The organism is Kocuria sp. ZOR0020 (assembly GCF_000800955.1).
Taxonomy (GTDB): domain Bacteria; phylum Actinomycetota; class Actinomycetes; order Actinomycetales; family Micrococcaceae; genus Kocuria; species Kocuria subflava.
Genome location: NZ_JROX01000169.1, coordinates 1 through 7,906, shown reverse-complemented (window position 1 = coordinate 7,906; position 7,906 = coordinate 1). Strand labels below are relative to the sequence as shown.

Below are 7,906 nucleotides of genomic sequence, written 5' to 3'. Positions count from 1 at the left end.
CCTGGTACCGGCTGGCCCTGGCCTACAGTGCCTCGGGAGACACCCGACGCGCCCGCGGGGCCATGCGTCAGGCTGTCCGACTTTCTGTCAGCCACCCCGGTTCCGGGCCGCAGTCCGCGCGGGCGGCAAGTTAGGGTGTATGCCATGACTGCGCACCAGGACAAGCCCCTGTTCGGAACACTGCTCACCGCCATGGTCACCCCGTTCAAGGACGACGGCTCGGTGGATCTGGCCGCCACGGAAGCCCTTGCGGTTCGACTGGTGGAACAGGGTTGCGACGGTCTGGTGGTGGGCGGCACCACCGGCGAGTACTCCACCATGACGGATGACGAGCACTTTGCCGTGTTCAGCACCGTTCGTGACGCCGTGGGGGATCGTGTGGCGCTGGTGGCCGGTGCTGGCTCCAACGACACCCAGCACACCATGCACTTGTCCGCCACCGCCCAGAAGGCGGGTATGGACGGTCTGCTGATCGTGACCCCGTACTACAACAAGCCCACACAGGCTGGCGTGGTGGCGCACTTTGAAACCGTTGCCGATGCCGTGGAGCTGCCCATCATGCTCTACGACATCCCGGGGCGCACCGGCATCCCACTGTCCGTGGACACCTTGCTGCGCCTGGCTGATCACCCCAAGATCGTGGCCGTCAAGGACGCCAAGGCCGACCTGGCCGCCGGCATGCGCGTGATCGCAGAAACCGATCTTCTGTACTACTCCGGCGACGACGGCCTGACCTTGCCGTGGATGTCCATCGGCGCGGTGGGTCTGGTGGGGGTGACCACCCATGTGGACACCCCGCGTTTCCGCCGTCTGATCGATGCCGTCAACGCGGACAACCTGCAGGAAGCCCTGCAGATCGCCCACGAACTCGAGCCTGTGGTGCGAGCCACCATGACCCACGTGCCGGGTGCCGTTGCGGCCAAACAAATTTTGAACTGGCAGTCCGTACTGCCCAACCACCGCGTGCGCCTGCCGTACGTGGATGCCACCGACGCCGAGTTGGCTGCGATCAAGGCGGAGCTTGAATCCTCCGTGGTGGCCGATTCCCTGACGTTCTAATCACCGCTCTCGGATCCGAGAGCTGTTACCTCAGAGAGGGGTCGCATGACCCATTGGATTGAAAACTTGAGCAAGCCGCCTGCCCTGGCCAAGGACACCTTGCGGGTCACCCCGCTGGGTGGCCTGGGTGAGGTGGGCCGCAACATGACCGTGTTCGAGATCAACGGTCAGCTGCTGATCGTTGACTGCGGTGTGCTCTTCCCGGAAGAGAACCAGCCCGGTGTGGACCTGATCCTGCCGGACATCTCCCACATCGAGGACCGCCTGGATGACATTGTGGCCATCGTGCTCACGCACGGTCACGAGGACCACATCGGTGCAGTGCCCTACCTGCTCAAGCGACGTGCGGACATCCCCATCCTGGGATCCCAGCTGACCCTGGCCCTGGTGGAAGCCAAGCTGCGCGAGCACCGGATCAAGCCCTACACGCTGACCGTGCGCGAGGGGCAGGTGGAGAAGCTCGGCGAGTTCGAGTGTGAGTTCGTGGCTGTGAACCACTCCATCCCGGACGCCCTGGCCGTGTTCATGCGCACCAAGGCCGGCACCGTGCTGCACACCGGTGACTTCAAGATGGACCAGCTGCCGCTGGATGGCCGCATCACGGACCTGCGCCACTTTGCCCGCTTGGGTGAAGAAGGTGTTGACCTGTTCCTGACGGACTCCACCAACGCCGAGGTCCCGGGGTTCACCCCCACGGAGAAGGACATTGGGGGAGTCCTTGCGGATGTGATCAAGAAGTCCCGCCAGAAGGTCGTCGTCGCCTCCTTCTCATCCCACGTTCACCGTGTGCAGCAGGTGCTCGACGCCGCCGTCGCCTCCGGGCGCAAGGTTGCCCTGATGGGCCGCTCCATGGAACGCAACATGGGCATTGCCGCGGAGCTGGGCTACCTGGACGTCCCTGAGGGCGTCCTGGTGGACCAGCGCAAGGTGGAGCAGTTCCGGGACGATGAACTGGTCATCATGTGCACCGGTTCCCAGGGTGAGCCCATGGCTGCCCTGTCCCGGATGGCCCGCGGCGATCACCGCGTGCAGGTCCGTGATGGTGACACCGTCATCCTGGCCTCCTCCTTGATCCCGGGCAACGAAAACTCCGTGTTCCGGATCATCAACGGCCTGATGCGACTGGGCGCCCACGTGGTGCACAAATCCAATGCTAAGGTCCACGTCTCTGGTCACGCATCTGCCGGTGAGCTGCTCTACTGCTACAACATCGTGGAGCCCGAATACGTCATGCCGGTGCACGGCGAGGTCCGCCACCTCATGGCCAACGGTGAACTCGCAGAGGCCACCGGTGTGCCTCCGGAGAACGTGCTGCTCACGGAGAACGGCACCTGTGTGGACATGAAGGACCACCAGGCGCGGATCGTGGGTGGACACGAGATCAAATTCGTGTACGTGGACGGTTCCTCGGTCGGTGAGATCACCGAGGACGACCTCAAGGACCGGATTGTCTTGGGTGAAGAGGGCTTTGTCTCCGTGGTCTCCGTGATCGACCGCAAGCAGAAGCGTGTGGTCAACGGCCCGGACGTGCACGCCCGCGGTGTGGCTGAGGATGATCGTGTGTTCGATGACATCATCCCCAAGATCACCGGTGCCCTGGAGGATGCCCTGCACGAGCAGAAGCAGTACACCACGCATCAGCTGCAGCAGATCGTGCGCCGCACCATCGGACCGTGGGTGGGCCGCAAGCTGCGCCGCAAGCCCATGATCGTGCCCGTGGTGATTGAGGCAGGTTCCAAGAACTGAAGCTCACGGGCCGCGCACCAGATGTGATCCGCGGCCCCCTGCACCATCTGATGGCCACCTGCCGACTCAGCAGGTGGCCATCAGCATGTGTGCGCCCAGAGCGGAATTATTCAGGGGGCTGATAATAAGGTGCCTTATGGTGGATTCGGTCGCATGTGTGACCGCACGTCCTGCCGCCCTTTTTGGGAGGCCAGGACGGTGTGGTCATCAGCGGCTCCCACTTGACCTCCACGGCCTCGCACTGTGAGGCCGCGAAAGGAACACCTGATGTCCACCAACAATGTCCCCCCGAATTCTTCCGGCAACCCGGGCCCCCGCGACGGCCAAGATCAGAACCTGGGGCGCACCGATGGCCGTGACTCCTGGACCGGCTTGAACTCCCACGACCGCGTGGAGGACAAGACCACCTCCGGGCGCGGTACCGCCAACGCCACCGAGCGTGGGGAGTCCCGAACCGCTGGATCCCACGAGCGTCACGACGACCGCCGCGCCGGCCTCGACCGCAACAACAGTCATGATCGCGCCGTCCGCAGCGATCGCGATGACCGCAACGACCGTCATGACCACGATGATCAACGCCGTGCCAAGCCGTCTTGGAAGGAAGACGTCCTGGGCGATGGCCGCGGAGGAGACGTCAAGAACATCTCCTGGGGTGCCGTGATTGCCGGTGTGGTCACCGTTTTGGCCCTGACCGTCTTGTTCTCCCTGGTGACCGCTGCCCTGGGCTTGGGCATGTCCGACCTCAACTCGGAGAACCCGGGTGAAGGCGTGGGAATGGCCACCGGAATCTCTTCCATCATCACCTTGGCCCTGGCTCTGTTCAGCGGCGGTGCCGTGGCAGGCCTGCTAGCAGGGCGCGCCGGTTTGATCCACGGTTTCCTGACCTGGGCCACCTCCCTGCTCACCGCCCTGGTGCTGGCCACCCTGTTGGCCGGCAACGTGCTGGGCGCTCTGGGCAACACTTTGGGCACTGCTGCTGACAACGTGACGGCTGCGGTCGTGCAGAACCCGGAAGCCGTGCAGAGCCCCGGTGTGACCACGGATGAGGCCTCCGCCGAGGCCGAGCAGGCCGTGGAAGATGCTGCACCGCGCGCCGAGGAAGCCGCCAACACCACCGCCGAGGCCGCAGGTTGGACCTTTGCCGGCCTGTTCCTGGGCGCCATTGTCTCCGCTGTGGCAGGTCTCCTGGGCTCCCGTGCCGTGGCCGCAGGACGCAACCGCAACGAGGGCGTGGATCGCCGCAACGATGACCTGAACCGCCGCAACACCGGCACCACTCGCGTCTGATCGGCACCACATGCGGTCAATCACCTACACGGCACGGTCCTCGCAGCGCCGATCGTGACCGCGCTGGGTTTGGCTGACAGCTGAGGCTGGGTCGTCTTCACTGAGGGCCCAGCCTTTGCACTTTCCGTCCGGCCCACCCGCATGTACGGTCAGTGATAAGGCACCTGATGAATGAGGAGGTAACCATGTTCGGCAAACCGCGGATCTTCATGTTGGTGCTCGGTGCCGTGATTTCTCTGACCAGTCTGGTGGCTGGAATCCTGGTCATGGTCCGGCCGTGGTCGGACTGCCCCGCAGGGGACACCTCCCGAGCGTGCATGCCCACGGACCCGGAAGTTCTCACCATGGGGCTGGCATCGGCCGGTTTCTTGATTGGTGCCGTGCTGATGATCTTCAGCGTGATCTGGTTCCTGATCCTGCGTGATGACGTCAATCGGCGTCGTTGGGCTCGCGAGGACGACGCCCGCGATCGGCCGCAACAGCCCTGAAAATCAGCCGGTGCGCACCCGTGGACGTGAGCATCGTCAAGCGGGCCCGGGTGCGCCGGTCTGAGCCGGTTTTGCAGCGTCGTTTACCCTTTGTGTATGGCGACTCGTACTTCCCCCGCCCGCAAGGGTGCCTCGACGTCGCGCGGATCCACCACCTCGAAGTCCAAGAAGAGCACTTCGAACAGCCCGCAGCAGGGTCTTGGTGAGCGCGCCGTTGACGCACTGGTAGGCACATGGCTCTGGTTTGCGCACCTGATCGGTGGCGCAATCCGACGCATCGGCACGCTCCGAACTGACCTTGACCCTCAAGATCGTCGCGACGGCGGCGCCCTGGTCCTGCTGGTCGCGGGCCTTGTGATTGCCGTGGTCGAATGGTGGGCGCTCTACGGAGCAGGGATCCCAGTCCTCTCGGCTGCGGCCTTTGGCGTGCACTGGTTGGTGGCGGGACTGATCGGCTGGGCCGCGTTGGTCCTGCCCCTGGCTCTGATCGGATTTGCTGTTCGAGTTTTCCGCAAGCCCGTTCCCACCGCTTCCAACAACAGAATTGCCCTGGGGTTGACCGTGGCCGTCCTGGCTGCCGCGGGTTTGGCCCACGTGATCGGTGGTTCCCCCGGCGTCACGGAGAGCTTTGAATCCCGCCTGACCGCAGGCGGGGCCTTTGGCTACCTGATGGCCGGGCCGCTGGGTTCCGTGATCACCCCCGTGGGGGCTGCCGTGGTCTGTGCTGCGGTCTTGGCCCTATGCGTGTTGATCGTGACCGGCACACCGTTCGCCCAGATCGGACCCCGGCTGGCCCACGCATGTGATGCCGTGGTGGGAGCAGAGCATGCCGGTACAGGCGCCGACTTGAGTGCTTCCGACCACGACCGTTCCTACCTGGATGACCGTGACCCGCAGCCGGCCAACGACCGGGCTGCGCGCAGAGCGGCTCGCAAGCAGGCCAAGCAACAGCGCAAGGACGCCGCTGAACGGGAACGCCTGGACACCTACGACGGTGATGAAGCTTTTGAAACCGCAGTGATCGGCGAGGCCACGGACCAAGTTCCTGTGGTGGAGCAGACCCGACCCGTTGGACGCCGCGGCTCCTGCGTGCCGGTCTTTGACGTCGAGTCCGGGGATGAAGCCCGCACAGATCGTGAAGCTGAACTCGAGACTGAGAATCTATCCGGTTCCACCGCAACGTCAGCCGAACAAGCACCCACCGGCCTGCGTCCGGGGCAGAAGCGACCCACCCGGGATCAGCTGGCTGCCCAGGAACTGCGCCGCGAACAGGGCCTGGAAGGCGGCAGCGGGGGAGCAGCCGACACTGCCGCAGGCTCGAGTGCTGCCGCTGTGATCGACGCTGACGGAGCCGATGGTGAAACCACGGCTGCCCACGCTCCCGTGGCAGTACAGGCCACCCCGATCCCCGAACGCACGGAACAGCTGCAACTGGACGGGGATGTGGCGTACTCGCTGCCGTCGTCGTCGTCGTTGATCCAGGGCGCCCCTGCCAAGGAACGCTCCGAGGCCAACGACGCCGTGGTGCGGGCGCTGACGGAGACCATGCAGCAGTTCAAGGTGGATGCGGAGGTCACCGGCTTCTCCCGGGGTCCCACGGTCACTCGCTATGAAATCGAGCTGGCACCGGGCACCAAGGTGGAGAAGGTCACCGCGCTGTCCAAGAACATCTCCTATGCCGTGGCGTCCTCGGACGTGCGCATCCTCTCGCCGATTCCGGGCAAGTCCGCCATCGGCATCGAGATCCCCAACACGGACCGCGAAACCGTGGTGCTGGGTGACGTGCTGCGCTCCCAGGCGGCCCGGAAGAACGATCACCCCATGGTGATGGGCGTGGGCAAGGACGTTGAAGGCGGGTTCGTGGTGGCGAACCTGGCCAAGATGCCGCACATGCTGGTGGCAGGTGCCACCGGTGCCGGTAAGTCGTCGTTCGTGAACTCCATGATCGTGTCCCTGCTCATGCGGGCCACCCCGGATGAAGTTCGCATGGTCATGGTGGACCCCAAGCGCGTGGAGCTCACCGCCTACGAGGGCGTGCCACATCTGATCACCCCGATCATCACCAACCCCAAGAAGGCCGCGGAGGCCCTGCAGTGGGTGGTGCGGGAAATGGATGCCCGCTACGACGACCTCTCGCACTACGGCTACAAGCACATCGATGACTTCAACAAGGGTGTGCGCAACGGCAAGGTGCAGCCGGAACCCGGTTCCAAACGCAAGATCAAGCCGTACCCGTACCTGTTGGTGATCGTGGACGAGCTGGCGGACCTGATGATGGTGGCCCCCCGCGATGTGGAAGATGCCATTGTGCGCATCACCCAGCTGGCCCGTGCAGCCGGCATCCACCTGGTGCTGGCAACCCAGCGCCCGTCCGTGGATGTGGTCACCGGTCTGATCAAGGCCAACGTGCCCTCCCGCATGGCCTTTGCCACCTCCTCAGTCACCGACTCCCGTGTGGTCCTGGACCAGCCGGGTGCGGAGAAGCTGATCGGTCAGGGTGACGCCCTGTTCCTGCCCATGGGTGCCTCCAAGCCCATGCGTGTCCAGGGGGCATGGGTGGCCGAGTCCGAGATCCACGAGGTCGTGGAGCACGTCAAGTCCCAAATGAAGGCCAATTACCGGGAAGACGTGGTTCAGGAGGCCCCCAAGAAGGAGATCGACGAGGACATCGGAGACGACCTCGACGTTCTGCTGCAGGCGGTCGAGCTTGTGGTCACCACCCAGTTCGGCTCCACCTCCATGCTGCAGCGCAAGCTGCGCGTGGGTTTCGCCAAGGCCGGGCGTCTGATGGACCTCATGGAATCCCGCGGCGTGGTTGGCCCCTCCGAGGGTTCCAAGGCCCGCGACGTCCTGGTGCGCCCGGACGATCTGGCCGCCACGCTGGCCGTGATCCGAGGGGAGGAGCCGCCCACCGCCGTCGTGGTGGGGGCTCAGGAGCACGCGGGTACGGGCGGTTCCGGCGGGGATGCCGGTGTGGACCCCCTGGCCGAGCCCACGGGCCCGGCTGCCACTGATTACGACGACGACGCCGAGGAGTCCGAGTCCGACGACGCCTGGCAGCTGACGGGACGATGAACCGAAATGACACGAACTGACGCACAGCCGCCCAACGCCTCCAACTGGAACCTGCCCAATGCGCTGACCACGTTGCGGATCCTGCTGGTTCCGTTCTTCGTGTGGTTCCTGGTGGCCGGTGGTCCTTTCGGCCATGACTCCCAGGCCATGCGCTGGGCAGCTTTCGGCGTGTTCGCCGTGGCCATGCTGACGGACAAGCTCGACGGCGACATCGCCCGGGCCCGTGGTCTGATCACATCCTTCGGCAAGAT

General features: G+C 64.8%; 6 protein-coding genes. All 6 read left to right on the top strand.

Features of this window, described 5'->3' with window-relative positions:
* Nucleotides 1-144 precede the first annotated feature (144 nt).
* On the top strand, nucleotides 145-1,059 hold the full coding sequence (gene dapA, locus L979_RS10425; protein WP_047692151.1) for a 4-hydroxy-tetrahydrodipicolinate synthase: 915 nt from the start codon (nucleotides 145-147) through the stop codon (nucleotides 1,057-1,059).
* A 45-nt stretch (nucleotides 1,060-1,104) separates the two neighbouring features.
* Complete coding sequence (locus L979_RS10420) at nucleotides 1,105-2,805, top strand: ribonuclease J (protein WP_047692150.1); 1,701 nt, start codon at nucleotides 1,105-1,107, stop codon at nucleotides 2,803-2,805.
* A 267-nt stretch (nucleotides 2,806-3,072) separates the two neighbouring features.
* Nucleotides 3,073-4,092, top strand: coding sequence for a TIGR04086 family membrane protein (locus tag L979_RS14715; RefSeq protein ID WP_052209787.1), 1,020 nt, complete (start codon nucleotides 3,073-3,075; stop codon nucleotides 4,090-4,092).
* 185 nt (nucleotides 4,093-4,277) lie between these two features.
* Entirely contained in the window at nucleotides 4,278-4,580 is a 303-nt protein-coding gene (locus tag L979_RS10410) for a hypothetical protein (RefSeq protein WP_047692149.1), read from the top strand.
* Nucleotides 4,581-4,676: 96 nt separating this feature from the next.
* Complete coding sequence (locus L979_RS10405) at nucleotides 4,677-7,655, top strand: DNA translocase FtsK (RefSeq protein WP_047692148.1); 2,979 nt, start codon at nucleotides 4,677-4,679, stop codon at nucleotides 7,653-7,655.
* 6 nt (nucleotides 7,656-7,661) lie between these two features.
* Nucleotides 7,662-7,906 (top strand): CDP-alcohol phosphatidyltransferase family protein (locus tag L979_RS10400; protein WP_047692147.1); only part of this gene is annotated, 245 nt, incomplete at its 3' end.

Bases quoted from the DNA above. Each gene is read 5' to 3' on its own strand.
- L979_RS10410 (WP_047692149.1), top strand. From the start codon at position 4,278: ATGTTCGGCAAACCGCGGATCTTCATGTTGGTGCTCGGTGCCGTGATT.
- L979_RS10420 (WP_047692150.1), top strand. From the start codon at position 1,105: ATGACCCATTGGATTGAAAACTTGAGCAAGCCGCCTGCCCTGGCCAAG.
- L979_RS14715 (WP_052209787.1), top strand. From the start codon at position 3,073: ATGTCCACCAACAATGTCCCCCCGAATTCTTCCGGCAACCCGGGCCCC.
- dapA (WP_047692151.1), top strand. From the start codon at position 145: ATGACTGCGCACCAGGACAAGCCCCTGTTCGGAACACTGCTCACCGCC.
- L979_RS10405 (WP_047692148.1), top strand. From the start codon at position 4,677: ATGGCGACTCGTACTTCCCCCGCCCGCAAGGGTGCCTCGACGTCGCGC.